The following is a 19,194-nucleotide window of genomic DNA, read 5'->3' on the forward strand; positions in this document are numbered from 1 at the left end:
TGTTAAAACAAAGGTTATTTTTATTTAATTAGGTGAGGAGGTTATTATGGAAAAATTTAAAGAAATAGATTATATATTAGAAAAGCAAAAAAAATATTTTAATTCTCAAGTTACTAAGAGCTCAGACTTTAGAGTAAGTCAGCTAGATAAATTATTAAATTCAATTAAAAAAAATGAGAAATGTATATTAAAAGCACTTAAAGATGATTTACAAAAATGTGAATTTGAAGCATATGAAACAGAAATTGGAATTGTAATATCAGAAATAAAAAGTGTAAGAAATAAAATTAAAAAATGGAGTAAACCTAAAAAAGTCAAAACACCGGCTCTAAATATAGGATCTAAAAGCTATATATACAATCAGCCATACGGGCTCTGTTTAATCATTGCACCTTGGAATTATCCCTTTCAACTTTGTATGTCACCATTAATTGGTTCTATTATAGGTGGTAACTGTTCTGTAATAAAACCATCTGAGTTAGCACCTAACACATCAAAAATAATAAAAAAAATAATAGATGAAAGCTTTAATGAAGAATATATATGGGTTGTAGAAGGTGAAATAGACACAAATCAGTATTTATTAAAAAAAGACTTTGATTATATATTTTTCACAGGAAGCCCAAAGGTTGGAAAAATAGTTATGGAATCAGCAGCAAAAAAATTAATACCGGTAACACTAGAATTAGGAGGGAAAAGTCCATGCATAGTTGATAAAAGTGCAGATTTAGACATAAGTGCAAAAAAAATTGTTTGGGGAAAATTTTTAAATGCTGGCCAAACATGTATAGCTCCAGACTATATTATAGCTCATAAAGAAATAAAATCTAAACTTATAGAAAATATCAAAAAATATATTATAAAATTTTATACAAATGAACCTTTAAGAAGCAACGATTACACAAGTATAATAAGTAAAAATCATTTTGAGAGGTTAATATCTTTAATTGAATATGAAAAAGTAATTTATGGTGGAAATATAGATGAAAATAATTTAAAAATAGAACCTACTATAATAAATAATGCTAATATGAATGATAAAGTAATGGGTGAAGAAATATTTGGTCCTATATTGCCTATTTTAGAATTTGAGAACTTTGATGATTTGATTAAAATTATAGAAAATCATAAAAATCCTCTAGCGCTTTATTTATTCACAAACAATAATAAATTTGAAGAAAGTATCATTAGTACAATATCCTTTGGAGGAGGATGTGTAAATGATACTATAATGCATATTACAAACCATAATATGCCATTTGGAGGGGTTGGTTATAGCGGTATAGGATCTTATCATGGTAAGAAAAGTTTTGAAACATTTTCTCATCAAAAAAGCGTTATGAAGTCGTCAAAAATAGATATTCCGATAAAATATCCTCCACATAGTAAAAAAGCAATTAAAGTTTTAAAAAAAGCATTTGAAATATTTTAAAAATAGGTAAATATATGGAAATAAATGTATAGTTTTGACTTAAAATATCAAATATGGTATCTTAGATATATATTTAAAATGGGAGGCGATTGTTATTTTAGGTAAAAATATCAAACAAGATATAGAAAATATGCCTAGAAAAAGCTTAGATACATCTTTGATAGCAGAAGATAAAAGTGATTTAACTTTTTTTAATATAGATGAAGAAGAAAGCAATGATACATTAAAGGCATTAAAAAAAAGCTATGTTACAACAAATTATAAAGAAGAAACTATACTAAATTTACAAAAAACATTAAATAGTGCATCAGATGATACAACGAAAGAGTTAAAAATAGAATCGTACAAAAGATATAATAATGCACTAGATTTAGCAGAAAAAAATTACATAACGAGTGCATGTAATATTGTTGAAAAAGCATTAGAAGTCAACCCTAAAGATGTTGATATTCTTAATCTAAAGGGATTACTTAAGTTATTAAAATGTGACTTTTCAAGAGCGTTTGAAAGTTTTTATACAGGTATGTGTTATGGAAACAATGAATTATCTAGAAAATATGTTGATATGCTATCATCAGATGATTTCAACGTATTTTTAAGAAGATATAATCATTCTATAAGATTTATAAATGAAGAATTAAATCACGAGTCTATACAAATATTAGATAATATTATAGATGAAAATCCAGAGCTTATAGAGCCATATGTTATATTATCATTGTTATATGATAAACTTGAAAATATAAAAAAGAGAGAAATTTATTTACATAAACTTAGAGAAATAGATAAAGATAATGAAATATTTGAAGAAAAAAAAGAAAGTGATACATCAGAATCTAAAGAAATATCAAAAAAAGAAGAAAAACCTAAAAAATCAAATAAAAAGAGTCCTTTACCATATGTAATTATAGGTTGTTTAGCTATAGGCATGGGAGCGTTTTATTTAAATACAAAAAATAAAATGAATAATCTTGAATCAGAGATTGATCACAAAGAACAAAAGTTAAGTGAAGCAGATAAAAAATTAGATGAAAAGACTCAGCAATTAGACAATACTAATAAGGAATTAGATAAAGCAAAAAATGAGGAGAAACAATCACCTAAAGAAGTGGTGGTAGTAGCAGATGAGCAAACACTTTATAATGAAGCCTTAAAATTAAAAAAAGAAGAAAAATATACTGATGCTATAAATAACTTTAAACATGTTATAGATAGAGGAAAATCACAAAAATTTATTTCTGAATCAATATACCAAGTAGCTCTTATAAGTGAAAAAACAGGGAATAAGGAAGAAGCTATAAAGTACTATAATAAGTATATAAATACTTATACATCTACGTCAGAGTACTATGATGATGCTTTTTATCAATTAGGTATGTTATATTACAACAATGGAGATTTGGAAAAAGCTAAGAAAACATTCTATGGAATGAGAAGTGAAGTTCCAGATAGTATGTATAATAACTCTAAAGTAAAAGATATTTTAAAAGAAAAATAAGCATATATATATAAAAGAGTATTACAATTATTTTGTAATGCTTTTTTTATGCAATAACTATAAAACTAGAAAATAAATTTTTACTATAATAGGAGGATTGAACATGATACTAGATATTCATGCAGATATATTTACAGATGTATTTAATAAAAAAATAAATGGTGAAAGTAATATAATCGAAAAATATCATTTAAATAAATTTAATAAAGGTGGAATAAATGGAGGAATATTTGTATTTTGGACAAAGCCTAATAGCAAATATGATAATTATGAAATATTTAAAAAAATGATGAAATATGCTAAAGATGAAGTTGAGATTTCAAAAGATTATTTATTTATAGCTAAAAATTATAAAGAGTATATAAATTCATTAGAGTCAGGAAAAATAACAGCCATGATGAATTTAGAAGGTCTTAGTGTACTAGAAGGTGACATTAGTAAGGTAGAAGAAATATATGACTATGGTATAAGATTTTCTTCGCTAACTTGGAATGAAGAAAATGAATTCGCATGTGGAATAAAGGTAAATAATGACTTTGGGATTAAAGAAAAAGGAAAAGAGTATATAAAATTAGCTTCAGAGCTTGGAATTGTAATAGATGTATCTCATGCAAGTGATAAAACCTTTTATGATATCTATAATAATACTAAAAAACCTATAATAGCAAGTCATTCTAACTGTAGAAAACTATGCAACGTAGGCAGAAACTTATTAGATGAACAGTTAAAGCTTATTAAAGATACTGGAGGGATAGTAGGTATAAATGCATATAGAGACTTTATACACGAAGAAAAGTCAAAAAAAGATTTGAAAAATCTAATTAATCATATAGATTATATGGTTGACTTAATAGGTATTGATTCAGTATGTTTTGGTTTTGATTACTGTGATTATATAGAAGATGATGTACAAGAAAATATTCATGCAAGAAAAGAAGTAACCATTGGATTAGAGAATGCATCTAAAACTCAAAATATAATTTATGAACTTAAAAGTAGAGGCTATAAAGATATAGATATAGAAAAAATTTCAAACAATAACTTTTTGAATTTTATAAAAGATAATGTAAACAAGTAAAGATAACAGTATTTTAAGAATAAGCATAGTATACCCTATAAAATAATAAACTGTAATGTTAGGATAAAATTATTTTTTATTGGGGGAGGCTAAGCATGATAAATAAAGATTTATTTCTTCCGATACTTAGAGATGGAAAGTATGGGTTTATTGATAAAGATAAAAATATTGTTGTAAAACCGAGGTTTAAATATGTTTCAGAAAGATTCAGAGATGGTTACTGTGTTATTACTTATATTAAAAAGATAAGAAAAAATGTAAGATGGGTATTTGGATATATTGATCAATTAGGAAATACAAATATAATGCTTCATTTGGAAAGTGCATCAGAATTTAACGAAGGATTAGCTAGAATAAAAGTAGATGGAAACTATGGGTATATAGATAAATCTCTTAAAGAAATAATAAAACCTAAATTTGATATGGCAGCAAATTTTAGAGATGGACTAGCAGGAATAAAGGTAAATAAAAAATGGGGATTTATTAATAAGGATGGAGAGATTGTAATACCTAATACATACACATATGTAAACCAATTTTTTGATGAACGGGCTTTAGTTGAAGTTAAGAATAAGTATGGATATATAAATAAATTAGGGGAGTTTATAGTATCTCCAAGATATGATATAGCAACAGATTTTTCAGAGGGATTAGCAGCAGTTAGAGTAGGCGATAAGTGGGGCTATATAGATAAATCTGGAGATTTAAAAATAGAGCTATTATTTGATAGAGCTAAGCCATTTTATGAAGGTTTAGCGGCTATATGCATAGATGAAAAATGGGGTTATATAAACAAAATAGGTGAAATAATTATTGATCCAATATTTGATTATGCCTGTAATTTTAAAGATGGATTGGCTAGATTTAATATAGGATATAATTCATTAACAAGAGGAATAAGCAGCCCTAAGGGTGGAATGTGGGGATTTTTAAATAAAGAAGGAGATATAGAAATAATTCCTATATTTGATTCTATATCAGATTTTGAAGATGGCTATGCTCAAGTAATAGATGGAAATAACAACAACTATATAGATAAATACGGAAAATTGATTTTATAAATTAATTTGAAAAAAAAATACCAAAGTAGTAATATAGATAAGGGGGAAAAGGGAGGATTAAACCTCCCTTTAACTTTTCATTAATATTTTAATCAGATTTTTCAAGGAGGAATAACAATGAAACTATTTAATCAGCTAGCTTTAATATTAGGTATATGGGCTGTAGGAGAATATATTAGCTCGCTAATACGAAGTATAGTTGTAATACCAGGAAGTATAGTGGGGATGATTTTATTATTTTTAATGCTACAATTCAAAATAATAAAACTTGAAGGGATAGAAAAGCTCAGTAATTTATTTTTAGACAATATGGCACTATTTTTTATACCTGCAGGAGTATCGTTAATAAAATCTTTAGATATAATAGCAAGTAATGTTTGGGTGCTAGTAATAACAATACTTATAAGTACAGTTATAGTTATGTATTTCACAGGCATTGTAGTCGAAAAAATGATAAAAAGTAAAGTTAAGGAGAGTTAATCATGTATGACATTTTAAAAACACCAATATTTGGAATCGTTGTAACAATTTTATTTTTTAATATAGGATTATATATACAGAGAAAAACGAAAAAAGCAATATTCAATCCATTATTAATAGCTATACTAGGAATTATACTATTTTTAGATATAACTAAAATACCTTATGAAAGTTATAAAATCGGAGGAGATAATATAAATTACTTTTTAGGGCCTGTTACAATAGTTCTTGCAGTTCCATTATATAAACAATTCGATTTATTTAAAAAACATTTATTAGAAATACTTATAGGCATAGGTTCAGGAGTTGTAGTATCCTTTATATCTGTAATGATAATTGGAAAATTTACAAATGCCAATATGGACATAATTAATTCATTAATTCCAAAGTCAATAACTACCCCAATGGGATTATCTTTAACAAATACAATTAATGGTATAGAATCTGTAACTGTAGTTGCTATAATTTTTACAGGAATACTAGGAGGTATATTGGCTCCAGTGGTATTTAAAATAGGTAAGATAAATCATCCAGTAGCAAAAGGGATTGCACTAGGAACATCAGCACATGCACTAGGAACATCAAAAGCATTAGAAATGGGAGAAGTAGAAGGTGCAATGAGTGGTTTATCCATAGGCATATCTGGAATAATAACAGTTATTTTAATACCTATAATAATAAATTTATTATAAAATTTAATTAAAATAAAAAATAAATTTACTAAGTAAAAATGAAATAAGTAAAATTGCTTATTCATAAATTGAAACTTTAAAATTATATATTTCATTTTAGTAATTCATGTATACAGTATGTAAAGCGTATAAGAAACTGAAAATACTATATAAGGTAGTGATAATATTAAAAATTAAGCAAATAATAAAGTAATAATTTATTGCAAGATTTAAAATATATTTATCATGCTATGATAGAATTTGATTTATTTAATCAGAAGTTAAATACTTTAAATTTACAATATATGTAAATTAAAAAATCTGCACTGGACATATAAAAAAAAGGTAATATAATATATGATGTATTAAATAATATATATTATAAAAATATTATTTAATCAAAATATCTATGTACATGACTACGTAGAAAAAGGTGAAGGGAGAAAGAAATGAGTAAAGTTAACACCGCCCTAGAAGACAATATATTTTTAAGATATATTGTCATAATAGCAGGAATGACAATTTCATCTATAGGGGTCAACGGTTTTTTAAGACCAGCACATCTATTAAGTGGAGGAGTGCCTGGTGCATCAGCAGCTATAAATTATATAACTGATATAAATATAGGTTTATTAACATTTATTATAAATATACCTATATTCATTTTAGGATTTATTTACCTAGAGAGAGAGTTTTGTATTACAAGTTTAATAAACATGATACTATTTTCTACATTATTAGGTATAACACAGGATGTAGGTCAATTTATACCAGTAAAAGATATATTACTTCAAAGTGTATATGGAGGTATACTATCAGGTATAGGATCAGGACTTGTATTTAAGACTAAAAGCTCACAAGGTGGAACGGATATAATAGCAGCAATATTAAAGATGAAAATTAATATTCCAGTAAAAGATACAATGCTTTTTATAAATATTTTAATAGTATCAATAGGTGGAGTACTATTTGGAATGCAATTGGCATTATATACTCTTATAGGAATGTTTTTAAGTTCTTCAGTAATGAATATTGTAAAGGATGCTATGAATAATCAAAAATCTGTAATGGTTATATCTAAAGAAAGTGAAGCCATAGCAAAAGAAATAATGCATGAATTGCATAGAGGTGTTACTTTTTTAGAGGCTGAGGGTGCTTATACTCATGAAAGAAAGAAACTTATATACTGTATAGTTTCGTCCAATGAAATACCAAAAATAAAAGAAATATCATTAAAATATGATAAAAAATCATTTATGTCAGTTAATGATGTAAATGAAGTTAAAGGAAGAGGATTTAAAGAAAAATTTTTATAAGATATGTATAAAACTTATAAATTTTATATATAATATATATTGAGAGGAGTGCGTATCCTCTCAAAACTCTAGAGTTTAAATTACATCGGTATTACTTATACATAATTATATGTGGGAGTAGTGAAGAAGAAGTTTGTATAGATTATAGTAAATGGAGCGGAAAGCTTAAGCTATTTAATGGAATTCGGATAATTTTATATGTGAAGTTAAAAGTAGGGTATACCAGGCGAGGGTGTAGCCTATTTTTAATTTTAAATAATATTAACTTAAAATTTCTTTTTTTATTAATTAAATAAGCATACTAAAATTATATTTTTAAATATATGTATAGAAAAGTAGAATGGATTTAATATATAATAAGTTTGAGGTAATAATAGTTGACTAGTGGTGATAGGAGAAGTACATTATGAGGTTATCTAAAGAACACATTGATATATATAACGAATACTTAAGATTTATAAATGAAGTAAATAAAGAAATTAAATCAGTTAAAAGCATACAAAAAAATACATTAAGAAAAGATGAAAAAGCAACAGAAGAAGAAATGTTAGCATTAGAAGAAGGTAAAATAATACAAGAGAATGAAGAAGTCAAAAAGAAAAAAATAAATAATAAAATATATAACTTTTCAAATGGTGATATATATATAGGAAAAATAGTAGATGGTAAAATGAATGGTAAAGGCATTTACACATTTACAGAAGGTATAGAATATTTAGGAGAATTTAAAAATGATATAAAGTCAGGTAAGGGAATGTGTACATTTCCAAGCGGAAATATATATATAGGATCTTTTGAAGATGATGTAATGAGTGGTATAGGTCAAATGAACTATAAAAGCCAAGATGAATACATAGGTAATTGGAAAGACGGTAAAAAATCTGGGATGGGAATATATAAATGGAATGATGGATGTGTATATGTAGGGGAGTTTAATAATAATAAAATGGAAGGCTATGGAAAATGTTATGCTTCCAACGGAGATTTAATATATGAAGGTGAATGGAAGAATAATTTAGTCCATGGTCAAGGTACATATATATGGGAAGAAGGTAAAAAGTACACAGGTGAATTTATGCACGGAAAAAGGCATGGAAAAGGAACTTTTTATTTGCAAAATGAATTAATATATGAAGGAACATGGGAGTTTGATAAACCTTGTATATTTAATATGAGTTTAGATGAAATATTTTCATTAAGATACTAGTAATTCATCTTAGCACAATGATTTTGACATAATACTTTTGGGTATAAACAAAAAGAGGTGAATTAGTATGAACTTTAAAAATATAGGAAAAAATGAGTTAAAAAAGATAATAGAAAACAAAGAGGATATTTTCTTATTAGATATAAGAACAAAAGAAGAATATGAAGAAGGTAACATAGATACATCAGTTAATATACCTCTACAAAATCTTTTATATGATATATATGATATAGAAGAATATAAAGATAAAAAAGTAGTTGTATACTGTAGAAGTGGACATAGAAGTATAACTGCTTGTAATATATTATCTATGTCAGGATTTACAGATTTATACAATTTAGAAAAAGGTATAATCGATTATAAGCTCTAGCAATTTGCTAGAGCTTTATAATATACTTGACAATATAATATGTATCAATTAGTATATTCTAAATAATTATATTATAAAAATGGAGGAGAAGATGGATAATACAGACACTAACAATGGTAAATATAAAAACTATTGTGATAAAAGTGGAGAAACTTTAAATTTCAATAAAAATAATAATTTTAAATTAGAAAAGTTAAAAGATAGTATTTGTAAAATATGTGAAGGTGAAAATAGCACAGGAAATAACTATTGTAAGTATTGTGGAGCTGATATGTATGAGATAAATGATAAAAGTCAGCTTGAAGGTATTAGAGAAAATAAAAAAAATATAAATTATATTTTAGAAAGATTTAATATAGGAAAAATCCTACTAACGTCTTCTTTATCATTAGGTATACTTTTAGTTATAGCATTTTTTATAAAAGGATTTATTAGTCTAGAATTTTCAGAGATAAGTTATATTATAAATCCATTGCATATAATAATGGCTTTAAATCTTGGAGTATTAGATGGATATTCATCAACTATGGTAGGATCAGGTTCTATAGAAGCTCATATAGGTATGTTAATATTGCTTATAGTACCTATAATTTCTATAATTATATCTAACTTTATATTTCTTAGGAAAGAAAATAAAGATTTAAACTCAGTAGTACGAAATTCTATAGGAGTTGGAATTAGTTATGGATTAATGTTAGCTATTATAAGTATATTTGCAACTGTTAAATCGAATCCAATGGATATGATAGACTATGGTTTAGCAATAAACTTTAGATATAGATTTTCAAGTCTATTAGTTAATGGATTTATTATAGGATTTATGACCACTTATATATTTTCATTCAAGAAAAAATACAGAAATAATAATATATATCTAAACATATTTAAAAGCGCTATAAATACAATAGCAATAGGATATGTTTCAGTATTTTTATTACTTTTAGTATTAAGTTTATCAGATGCGAGTTTCCTAAATGAAATTGGACTTTATGGGTATTTAGACAAATTTAATATAGGAGTAGTATTGTCTCAACTTACGACATATATTTGGGAGTTTTCAAACTTTATTCCTATTAGCATAAATAGTAATATTATATCTATATTTAATACAGGAATATTTTTTAATACTAAATTGATATTTTATTCTATGATTACTTTATCTTTATTAATAGTTTTAATATCAGGGTGCAATATTAAATATAAATATAAAGAAAATGGGAAAAAATCAATTTTAATATTTGCGATATCTTATTCAATTGTTATGGGTATATTGGCAATGTTTAGCTATATAACCTTAGGAGGAAATATATCTTTATTTGAGATGAATAATTATAATGCATCAATTTTTATGGGAACAAGCATCCCATCTACTATTTTAATATCTTTTATATATAGCTACGTTGTATCATGGATAGGGTACAAGTTAAATACATTTTAATAACTCTAGAAAGGAATATAGGATATGCAGGATAAAATAGAAAAAAATTTTTCGAAAGTTCAAGACAATCTTGAAAAAGGAAAAGAAAAAGTTGAACACCTAAAATCAAAATTAGATACAAAAAAAGTAATAAATGAAGCTGAGTTAAAGAAAACTAATTTATTACTAGAAATGGGAATTCTTACATTAAAAAAAATTAGATTAAATGAAATCAATGATTACAGTTTTAATGAATTATGTAATGAAATATTAGAACTAGATAAAATAATATATGAAAATAATTTAAATATAAATCAATTAGAAAAAGATAAAAGAGGAATCTTTTGTGAATGTGGGTATGTAGCAAATGTAAATGATAAATTCTGTGTTGAATGTGGTAGAAAGATTCAATCAGAGGATAGTCAAGTAGATTTTAAAATTTGTACACATTGTAATAATAAAATGGACGCAGATAGTAACTATTGTATATGCTGTGGTAATAAATTAGAGTTATAAAAAGGTGAATATATATTCACCTTTTTTAGGTTTTATAAATATAAAACTGAATGTGATATAATAATATATAGTTTATAAATATTAAGGTGATGAATGTGAAAAAAATTAGAGAATGTGATATTGATAAAATACATATATTTAAAAATATAAGTAACGCATCAATAAAGAGTGTTTTAGAGATAAGTTCTATTAGAAGATTGGAAAAAAAAGAAGTATTATTTCGTGAAAATGATAGCATAAGTAAAATATATTTTTTATTAGAAGGAAAAGTATCAATATTTAAAATAAGCGAAAATGGAGAACGAAAAATAATATTTATGCTAAAGGAAGGGGAAATGATAAATGAAGTTTTAATAGATAACAAAAGGAATTCAACAATTGGATGTGAAGCATTTGAAAAATCTCTGGTTTTAGAATGTGACATGAAAAAATTTTTAAATCTTATGGAAATGGATTTTATATTAACAAGAAATATATTATCATATTCTGAATTAAGAACTAGAAGATTATATAGACAACTTAAAAACTCTATATCTATTAAAATAGACAAAAAACTTGCAGCTAAACTATATAGAATAAGCAAAGAATTTGGAATAAGAAATGGAGAATGGACTCTTATAAATTTCAACTTAACAATAACCTATTTAGCAGATATGTTAGGATGTAAAAGAGAGACTTTATCAAGGTCTATGAAAATATTACAAGATAAAAAATTAGTTAAAGTAGATGGTAAAAAAATTTATACAAAGAAAGAAGAATTAGCTAAATATTTTAAAGGCAATTAGATTGTACTATGTGAATAAAAATAAATTTAATTATATATGATAAAATTAAATTTAAAGTCTTTTATTATATGAAGAATTATAGTTATAATAATTCTCTCTTAATTAATATGAAATGTAATTATTTCAATTAATTAAGAGAGAATTTTTTATATTGTGATAATAGTCACAGAAAACTAAATAAGCAAGTGTTAATATTTTATTAACAAAGATAGGGAAAAGGTGGTTAAGTCATGAAAAAAAAAATAAACTTAGCAAGCTTTAATGAAGGATTGAAATATTTAAGCAATGACTACAAAATACTTGCACCAGTATCAATGCCATATAAAGGTACATATTCGGATACTGATGTAGTAAGGTATCAAGAGGTAAGTAGCATAGAAGAAATGGAGCTTAATAGAAAATCAAACTTCTCACCAAAGGAAATAATTCTTCCAATAACACAGATATTATTCTACTTCACAGAAAAAGAATTTAAGGAAAGTGATATTGATAATAAGAAAACGATTATCTTCTTAAGAGCATGTGATATAAATGCAGTAAAAAGATTAGATCAAATATATTTAGAAAATGGAATAGAAGAAGATTATTATTATAAAAGACTTAGAGAAAAAGTAAAATTTGTTTTAGTTGGATGTAAGGAAAGCTTTAGAAATTGCTTTTGCGTAAGTATGGATTCAAATAAAACTGATAATTACTCTATGGCATTAAATTTAAGAGATAATGAAGTTTATTTAGATATAAAAGATAAAGATTTAGATATTTTTGAAGGAGAGTCTACTGATTTTTTAGTTGATTATGTTAAAGAAAACACAATATCTATAGAAATTCCAAAAGATTTAGATTCTAAAAAAATATCACAAAACCCTATGTGGGATGAATATGATGCAAGATGTATAGCTTGCGGAAGATGTAATTTTGTCTGTCCAACATGTTCATGCTTTACTATGCAAGATATTTTTTATAAAGAAAACGAAAATGTCGGAGAAAGAAGAAGGGTATGGGCTTCTTGTCAAGTAGATGGATATAGTGATATGGCAGGAGGGCATTCATTTAGAAATAAACATGGTCAAAGAATGAGGTTTAAAACAATGCATAAAATTTATGACTTTAACAAAAGATTTGGTAATCATATGTGTGTTGGATGTGGAAGATGTGATGATGCATGCCCACAATATATATCATTTTCAAGTTGTATAGAAAAAGTAAATGATGAAGTCAACAAGGAGGAAGCTTAATATGAACCAATATATACCAGTAGGAGCAGAAATAATAGATATAGTAAAGCATACGGAGATAGAATGGACATATAGAGTTAAATGTAGTACAGATGATGTTTTGCCAGGAAAATTTTATGAAGTATCTATACCTAAGTTTGGAGAAAGTCCAATATCAGTATCAGGATATGGAGATGATTATGTAGATTTTACTATAAGAAGCGTTGGTAAAGTTACTAATGAATTATTTAATTATAAAATTGGAGATAAATTCTTTATAAGAGGACCATATGGAAATGGTTTTGATGTAAGTATATATGAAGATAGAGAAATAGTAGTAGTTGCAGGAGGAAGTGGTCTTGCTCCAGTTAGAGGAATAGTTGAATATTTTTATAAAAATATAGATAAATGTAAAAGTTTTAAGTTAATAGTAGGGTTTAGATCTCCGTGGGATATTTTATTTAAAGAAGATTTAAAAAGATGGAGTGAAAAACTAGAAGTAATTATGACAGTTGATAAGGCTGAAAAAGATTATAAAGGTCATGTAGGACTAGTAACAAAGTATATAGCAAATCTTTCAATAGGTGATATTAATAATGCTAGTGCTATAGTAGTTGGTCCTCCGATGATGATGAAATTTACAGTAGAGGAATTTTTAAAGAGAAATTTAGCTGAAAATAATATTTGGGTTTCATATGAAAGAAAGATGTGTTGTGGAGTAGGAAAATGTGGACATTGTAAAATGGATGATACTTATATATGTATAGATGGACCAGTATTTGATTATTCTTATGCTAAAAATCTTATAGATTAGGGGGAATTTAATATGATAAGAGATATAAATACTAAAAAAGTAATGAAAAATGCTTTTAGAATAACTAAAAATAAATATGAAACTTCTCTTAGAGTTAGAATACCAGGTGGATGTGTAGACCCTGAAAGTCTAATGATAGTTTCTAAAGTTGCAAATGAATATGGAAATGGACAAATTCATATAACAACTAGGCAAGGATTTGAGATACTTGGTATAAGTATGGATGATATGGATGAGGTCAATAAACTTATTCAGCCAGTTATAGAAAAGATGAATATAAATCAGTATGAAAAAAATAAGGGATACCCTGCAGCAGGGACTAGAAATATAGCAGCATGTATAGGAAATAAAGTCTGTCCAAAGGCTCAATATAATACAACTGAATTTGCAGCTAGAATAGAAAAAGAAATATTTCCAAATGATTTTCACTTTAAAGTTGCACTAACAGGATGTCCAAATGATTGTATAAAAGCTAGAACACATGATTTTGGAATAATAGGAATGACACTACCGCATTATGAAAAAGATAGATGTGTATCATGTGGTGCATGTGTTAAAAAATGTAAAGTCTTATCAACAGGAGCTTTAAAATCAGAAAATTATAAAGTTATAAGAGATCATGATAAATGTATAGGATGTGGAGAATGTGTACTTAATTGTCCAACAGGAGCATGGTCAAGGGATAATAAAAAATATTATAGGTTAGCTATAATGGGTAGAACTGGTAAGAAAAATCCAAGACTTGCAGAGGATTTTTTAGTATGGGCTGATGAAGATAGTATAGTTAAGATAATACTTAACACATATAAATATGTAGATAAATATATAGATAGAAATGCTCCAGGAGGAAAAGAACATATAGGATATATAGTTGATAGAACTGGATTTATGGAATTTAAAAAATGGGCATTAGAAGGTGTCGAGTTTAAGGATATTACAAAAGTTAATGAAAATGTATATTGGAGTGGTGTTAGATACTAAATAAAACATTTTGGGGGGAAAATAAAAATGCATAAAGAAACATTAGAAAAATTGACTAATGCAGCAAGGAATAAGGTAAATTTATTAAATGGAAGTAAACTTAGATATACTGTGTCTGCTGCTTTTGCAGGACTTTATGTAGGATTAGGTGTAATATTAATTTTTACAGTTGGAGGTTTATTAACTCAAGTAAATTCTCCAATGACTAAAATAATGATGGGATTATCATTTGCAGTAGCACTTAGTTTAGTTATAATGACTGGGACAGAATTATTTACTGGAAATAATATGGTAATGGCAGCAGGAACTTTAAATAAAGGTGTAAGTGTTAAAGATACATCAAAAGTATGGATATATAGCTTTATAGGTAACTTAATAGGATCATTAATAGTAGCAGCTTTGTTTGTTGGAACAGGATTAATAGATAAAGGTCCAGTTATGGAGTTTTTCACAACAATAGCAGCAGCAAAGGCATCGGCTTCATTTACATCACTTTTCTTTAGAGGAGTTCTTTGTAATATATTAGTTTGTGTAGCTGTATTGTGTTCATTTAGGACTAATGATGATAGTGCTAAATTAATTATGATATTTTTATGTTTATTTACTTTTATAACTAGTGGATTTGAACATAGTATTGCAAATATGACTATATTTGGAGTTGCTTTATTTTCTCCAGCAATACAAAGTGTTGCTATATCAGGTGCAATATATAATTTAGCAGCAGTTACTCTTGGAAATATGGTTGGAGGAGCAATATTTATGGGTCTAGGGAGTTATATATTAGGAAATGAAAATAATAAAAATAAAAAGACAAAAGAAATAGTATAACATAAAAAAATAAAAGAGCCCTTAGGCTCTTTTATTTTTTTATGTTATAAATAGTCAGTGTAAAAATGATAAAATGAAAAAAACTTTCTAAATAGTAGAGTGATATTTATAATTAGTAATTGAAATAAACTTTCAAAACCATAGAAAAATAAATGATTTTAGCTTAAAATCATGAATAAAAGAGAAAAAAATAAATTTTTTTAAAAAAATAATGAAAATATGTTGCAGGGAAAATGATTTCATGTTATTATTCAATTATAGAAAAAAGAAAAATATTTTCAAAAAGGAAAGAGTTGGGTAATAAATGTTAGATATAGTAAAAGGCAAGTTAATAGTATCATGCCAAGCATTAGAAGATGAGCCATTACATAGCCCATTTATAATGGGTAGAATGGCAAAAGCTGCAATGGAGGGTGGTGCAGTTGCAATTCGCGCTCAAGGTGTTGAAGATATTATAGAAATAAAAGAAGTAACTTCATTACCAGTAGTAGGTATTATAAAAAGGAACTATGAAGATTCAGAAATCTTTATAACACCAACTAAAAAAGAAGTCGATGAACTTTTAACTACAGGGTGTGAAATGATAGCATTAGATGCTACTAATAGAAAAAGACCTAATGATGAAAGCTTAAAGGAATTAATAGATTATATAAAGTCAAAAGATGTATTGGTTATGGCGGATATATCAAATTATGAAGAAGGTATAAATGCATGTAAATGTGGAGCAGACTGTGTTTCAACAACATTATCAGGATATACTCCATATACTAAAAAAACTGATGGACCTGACTTAGAATTGATGGAAAAATTAGTAAAAGATTTATCAATACCAGTTATAGCAGAAGGAAAAGTTAATACACCTAATGATTTAAAAGATGCTTTTAGTAAAGGTGTACATTCAGCAGTTGTGGGATCTGCAATTACAAGGCCTCAACTTATAACAGAAAAATTTGTAAAAGCATTATAAAACGTTATAAAATAAGTAATAACTTAAATTAGTTTAATAAAAAAATATATATAAATTTTGGGAGGAACAGATATGAAAGGAATTTATTCAGCATTACTAGTATCATTTGATAAGGATGGAAACATAAACGAAAAAGGTTTAAGACAAATAATTAGACATAACATTGATGTGTGCAAAGTTGATGGCCTTTATGTAGGTGGATCTACAGGTGAAAACTTTATGTTATCGACTGATGAAAAGAAAAGAATATTTGAAATAGCTAAAGATGAAGCTAAAGATCAAATAAAATTAATAGCACAAGTTGGTTCTGTTAACTTAAAAGAAGCTGTTGAGCTTGCTAAATTTGCTACTGATTTAGGGTATGATTCACTAAGTGCGGTTACACCTTTCTATTATAAATTCGATTTTGCAGAAATAAAGCATTACTATGAAACAATAATAAACTCTGTAGATAACAAAATGATAATATATTCTATACCATTCTTAACTGGTGTAAACATGAGTTTAGATCAATTTGCTGAATTATTTGAAAATGAAAAAATAATAGGTGTTAAGTTTACAGCAGCAGATTTCTACTTATTAGAAAGAATGAGAAAGAGATTCCCTGATAAATTAATATTTGCTGGATTTGATGAAATGATGCTACCAGCCACTGTACTTGGAGTAGATGGTGCTATAGGTTCAACATTCAACGTAAATGGTTTAAGAGCTAGACAAATATTTGAGTTAGCTCAAGAAGGAAAAATAGAACAAGCTTTAGAAATACAACATGTTACTAATGACTTAATAACAGATATATTAGGAAATGGATTATATCAAACAATAAAAGCAATACTTGAAGAAGAAGGTGTAGAAGCAGGATTCTGTAGAAAACCTATGAAGGAAGCAACTGAGGAAATGAGAGCAAAAGCTAAAGAAATGCATAAGAAATACTTTCAAAATGAAGAAGCTTTATTAAAATTATAAAAACTAACTTAAAAGAAAAGAGAAGTATTTAAAATACTTCTCTTTATACAAAAATAAGAGGGGAGTTGTAAAATATGCAAGGTTTTACAATGATTGACTTTGGTATATTAGTAGTTTATTTATTAGCGGTATTATTTGCAGGACTTTTATTTTCAAAGAAAGACATGAAGGGAAAAGAGTTTTTCAAAGGTGATGGGACTATACCTTGGTGGGTAACATCAGTATCAATATTTGCAACACTTTTAAGTCCAATATCATTTTTGTCACTAGCAGGTAACTCATATGGTGGAACTTGGATATTATGGTTTGCACAACTAGGTATATTTATAGCAGTACCTTTAACAATAAAATTCTTCTTACCATTATATAGTAGATTAGATTTAGATACAGCTTACCAATACTTAGAAATAAGATACGATAGTAAAGGACTTAGAGTAATCGGTGCTTTAATGTTTATAATCTATCAAATCGGACGTATGTCTATTATAATGTATTTACCATCAGTAGTTTTAGCAGACCTTACAGGAATTTCAGTTAACGCATTAATAATTGTAATGGGTGTAATAGCAATAATATATTCATATACAGGTGGTTTAAAATCAGTTTTATGGACAGATTTTATACAAGGTATGGTTTTAATAGTAGGTGTTACTTGTACTTTATTCTTCTTAATAAGTAAAATAGATGGAGGATTTGGATCAGTAATGTCATCTCTTTCTGAAGGTGGAAAATTCTTAGCTGAAGGTGAAACTTTATTTGATCCAAACATATTAAAATCAAGTGTATTTATAATATTAGTTGGTGCTGGACTTAATACATTATCTTCATATGTATCAAGTCAAGATATAGTGCAAAGATTTACAACAACTACAGATTTAAAAGAACTAAAGAAAATGACTTATGGAAATGGTATATTATCAATAGTACTTGCTACAGTATTTTATTTAATAGGAACTTGTTTATTCGTATTCTATGGACAAAATCCAGAGTTAGCTCAAACAGCTCAACAAGACCAGATATTTGCATCATACATTGCATACCAATTACCAGTAGGGGTAACAGGAATATTACTTGCAGCAATATATGCAGCTAGTCAATCTACATTATCAACTGGGCTTAACTCAGTTGCAACAAGCTGGACATTAGATATTCAAACTATGATAAGTAAAGATATGAGTTTTGAAAAACAAACTCAAATAGCTAAATATATATCTTTAGGTGTAGGTATAGTGGCTATCGGTGTTGCTATAGTACTTGCAAATGGAGAAATAAAATCAGCTTACGAATGGTTTAATAGTTTTATGGGTCTAGTACTTGGAGTTTTAGCAGGAATATTCATACTTGGAGCATTCTGTAAAAAAGCAACTAGATTTGGAGCTTATGTAGGATTTACAGTTTCAGCTATATTAGTTGTTTACTTAAAATATAATGTTCCAGAAGTTACTTCTTGGGCCTATTCGCTAGTAACAATAACTACATCAGTAGTAGTAGGTCAAATAGCAAGTATTATTCAATTAAAAATGTCTAATAAAAAAGAAGAAACTAACAACGAAGCAACTATATATTTTGAAGGATAATATTAAGTAGGAGGAA

Annotated in this window: 19 protein-coding genes; all 19 read left to right on the top strand. The window is 26.5% G+C overall.

The features are described 5' to 3' along the window. The first annotated feature begins 46 nt into the window (after nt 1–46). The gene (locus tag JNUCC81_RS06675) at nt 47–1,432 is read left to right on the top strand and encodes an aldehyde dehydrogenase (RefSeq protein WP_454095870.1); all 1,386 of its coding nucleotides are present in this window, start codon (nt 47–49) and stop codon (nt 1,430–1,432) included. 130 nt (nt 1,433–1,562) lie between these two features. Continuing rightward, nucleotides 1,563–2,930, top strand: a complete 1,368-nt coding sequence (locus JNUCC81_RS06680) for a tetratricopeptide repeat protein (RefSeq protein WP_454095871.1) — start codon at nt 1,563–1,565, stop codon at nt 2,928–2,930. A gap of 103 nt (nt 2,931–3,033) precedes the next feature. Then, complete coding sequence (locus JNUCC81_RS06685; RefSeq protein ID WP_454095872.1) at nt 3,034–4,008, top strand: dipeptidase; 975 nt, start codon at nt 3,034–3,036, stop codon at nt 4,006–4,008. A 95-nt stretch (nt 4,009–4,103) separates the two neighbouring features. Next, nucleotides 4,104–5,069 carry a WG repeat-containing protein gene (locus JNUCC81_RS06690; RefSeq protein WP_454095873.1) on the top strand — a complete coding sequence of 322 codons (966 nt, stop codon included), beginning with the start codon at nt 4,104–4,106 and terminating at the stop codon, nt 5,067–5,069. Between the two features lie 117 nt (nt 5,070–5,186). Next, complete coding sequence (locus JNUCC81_RS06695; RefSeq protein WP_208334579.1) at nt 5,187–5,549, top strand: CidA/LrgA family protein; 363 nt, start codon at nt 5,187–5,189, stop codon at nt 5,547–5,549. Nucleotides 5,550–5,551: 2 nt separating this feature from the next. Next, entirely contained in the window at nt 5,552–6,241 is a 690-nt protein-coding gene (locus tag JNUCC81_RS06700) for an LrgB family protein (protein WP_208334578.1), read from the top strand. 428 nt (nt 6,242–6,669) lie between these two features. After that, nucleotides 6,670–7,536 (top strand): YitT family protein, encoded by an 867-nt coding sequence (locus JNUCC81_RS06705; RefSeq protein WP_208334577.1) that lies wholly within the window; start codon nt 6,670–6,672, stop codon nt 7,534–7,536. A 406-nt stretch (nt 7,537–7,942) separates the two neighbouring features. After that, on the top strand, nt 7,943–8,743 hold the full coding sequence (locus tag JNUCC81_RS06710; RefSeq protein WP_454095874.1) for an MORN repeat-containing protein: 801 nt from the start codon (nt 7,943–7,945) through the stop codon (nt 8,741–8,743). 67 nt (nt 8,744–8,810) lie between these two features. Continuing rightward, nucleotides 8,811–9,113: a rhodanese-like domain-containing protein gene (locus JNUCC81_RS06715; protein WP_454095875.1), complete on the top strand. Its 303-nt coding sequence runs from the start codon at nt 8,811–8,813 to the stop codon at nt 9,111–9,113. A 91-nt stretch (nt 9,114–9,204) separates the two neighbouring features. After that, nucleotides 9,205–10,551, top strand: a complete 1,347-nt coding sequence (locus JNUCC81_RS06720; protein WP_454095876.1) for a hypothetical protein — start codon at nt 9,205–9,207, stop codon at nt 10,549–10,551. A 24-nt stretch (nt 10,552–10,575) separates the two neighbouring features. Continuing rightward, nucleotides 10,576–11,046, top strand: a complete 471-nt coding sequence (locus JNUCC81_RS06725) for a zinc ribbon domain-containing protein (protein WP_454095877.1) — start codon at nt 10,576–10,578, stop codon at nt 11,044–11,046. A gap of 89 nt (nt 11,047–11,135) precedes the next feature. Then, a complete protein-coding gene (locus JNUCC81_RS06730) occupies nt 11,136–11,831 on the top strand; it encodes a Crp/Fnr family transcriptional regulator (protein WP_454096378.1) in 696 nt (231 codons plus the stop codon). A gap of 230 nt (nt 11,832–12,061) precedes the next feature. After that, nucleotides 12,062–13,066 carry an anaerobic sulfite reductase subunit AsrA gene (gene asrA, locus JNUCC81_RS06735; protein WP_454095878.1) on the top strand — a complete coding sequence of 335 codons (1,005 nt, stop codon included), beginning with the start codon at nt 12,062–12,064 and terminating at the stop codon, nt 13,064–13,066. A 1-nt stretch (nt 13,067) separates the two neighbouring features. Next, nucleotides 13,068–13,859 (top strand): anaerobic sulfite reductase subunit AsrB, encoded by a 792-nt coding sequence (asrB, locus tag JNUCC81_RS06740; protein WP_454095879.1) that lies wholly within the window; start codon nt 13,068–13,070, stop codon nt 13,857–13,859. A gap of 12 nt (nt 13,860–13,871) precedes the next feature. Then, on the top strand, nt 13,872–14,840 hold the full coding sequence (gene asrC / locus JNUCC81_RS06745; RefSeq protein WP_454095880.1) for a sulfite reductase subunit C: 969 nt from the start codon (nt 13,872–13,874) through the stop codon (nt 14,838–14,840). Nucleotides 14,841–14,867: 27 nt separating this feature from the next. Beyond that, nucleotides 14,868–15,668 (top strand): formate/nitrite transporter family protein, encoded by an 801-nt coding sequence (locus JNUCC81_RS06750; protein ID WP_454095881.1) that lies wholly within the window; start codon nt 14,868–14,870, stop codon nt 15,666–15,668. A gap of 304 nt (nt 15,669–15,972) precedes the next feature. Beyond that, nucleotides 15,973–16,635, top strand: coding sequence for an N-acetylmannosamine-6-phosphate 2-epimerase (locus JNUCC81_RS06755; protein ID WP_454095882.1), 663 nt, complete (start codon nt 15,973–15,975; stop codon nt 16,633–16,635). A gap of 72 nt (nt 16,636–16,707) precedes the next feature. Continuing rightward, a complete protein-coding gene (locus JNUCC81_RS06760; RefSeq protein ID WP_454095883.1) occupies nt 16,708–17,601 on the top strand; it encodes an N-acetylneuraminate lyase in 894 nt (297 codons plus the stop codon). Between the two features lie 74 nt (nt 17,602–17,675). Next, nucleotides 17,676–19,178 carry a sodium:solute symporter gene (locus JNUCC81_RS06765; protein WP_454095884.1) on the top strand — a complete coding sequence of 501 codons (1,503 nt, stop codon included), beginning with the start codon at nt 17,676–17,678 and terminating at the stop codon, nt 19,176–19,178. Nucleotides 19,179–19,194: the final 16 nt, after the last annotated feature.

This window comes from Faecalimicrobium sp. JNUCC 81, assembly GCF_053667625.1.

Coding starts and splice junctions, on each gene's coding strand:
- JNUCC81_RS06675 (WP_454095870.1), top strand. CDS start 47: ATGGAAAAATTTAAAGAAATAGATTATATATTAGAAAAGCAAAAAAAA.
- JNUCC81_RS06680 (WP_454095871.1), top strand. CDS start 1,563: ATGCCTAGAAAAAGCTTAGATACATCTTTGATAGCAGAAGATAAAAGT.
- JNUCC81_RS06685 (WP_454095872.1), top strand. CDS start 3,034: ATGATACTAGATATTCATGCAGATATATTTACAGATGTATTTAATAAA.
- JNUCC81_RS06690 (WP_454095873.1), top strand. CDS start 4,104: ATGATAAATAAAGATTTATTTCTTCCGATACTTAGAGATGGAAAGTAT.
- JNUCC81_RS06695 (WP_208334579.1), top strand. CDS start 5,187: ATGAAACTATTTAATCAGCTAGCTTTAATATTAGGTATATGGGCTGTA.
- JNUCC81_RS06700 (WP_208334578.1), top strand. CDS start 5,552: ATGTATGACATTTTAAAAACACCAATATTTGGAATCGTTGTAACAATT.
- JNUCC81_RS06705 (WP_208334577.1), top strand. CDS start 6,670: ATGAGTAAAGTTAACACCGCCCTAGAAGACAATATATTTTTAAGATAT.
- JNUCC81_RS06710 (WP_454095874.1), top strand. CDS start 7,943: ATGAGGTTATCTAAAGAACACATTGATATATATAACGAATACTTAAGA.
- JNUCC81_RS06715 (WP_454095875.1), top strand. CDS start 8,811: ATGAACTTTAAAAATATAGGAAAAAATGAGTTAAAAAAGATAATAGAA.
- JNUCC81_RS06720 (WP_454095876.1), top strand. CDS start 9,205: ATGGATAATACAGACACTAACAATGGTAAATATAAAAACTATTGTGAT.
- JNUCC81_RS06725 (WP_454095877.1), top strand. CDS start 10,576: ATGCAGGATAAAATAGAAAAAAATTTTTCGAAAGTTCAAGACAATCTT.
- JNUCC81_RS06730 (WP_454096378.1), top strand. CDS start 11,136: ATGAATGTGAAAAAAATTAGAGAATGTGATATTGATAAAATACATATA.
- asrA (WP_454095878.1), top strand. CDS start 12,062: ATGAAAAAAAAAATAAACTTAGCAAGCTTTAATGAAGGATTGAAATAT.
- asrB (WP_454095879.1), top strand. CDS start 13,068: ATGAACCAATATATACCAGTAGGAGCAGAAATAATAGATATAGTAAAG.
- asrC (WP_454095880.1), top strand. CDS start 13,872: ATGATAAGAGATATAAATACTAAAAAAGTAATGAAAAATGCTTTTAGA.
- JNUCC81_RS06750 (WP_454095881.1), top strand. CDS start 14,868: ATGCATAAAGAAACATTAGAAAAATTGACTAATGCAGCAAGGAATAAG.
- JNUCC81_RS06755 (WP_454095882.1), top strand. CDS start 15,973: ATGTTAGATATAGTAAAAGGCAAGTTAATAGTATCATGCCAAGCATTA.
- JNUCC81_RS06760 (WP_454095883.1), top strand. CDS start 16,708: ATGAAAGGAATTTATTCAGCATTACTAGTATCATTTGATAAGGATGGA.
- JNUCC81_RS06765 (WP_454095884.1), top strand. CDS start 17,676: ATGCAAGGTTTTACAATGATTGACTTTGGTATATTAGTAGTTTATTTA.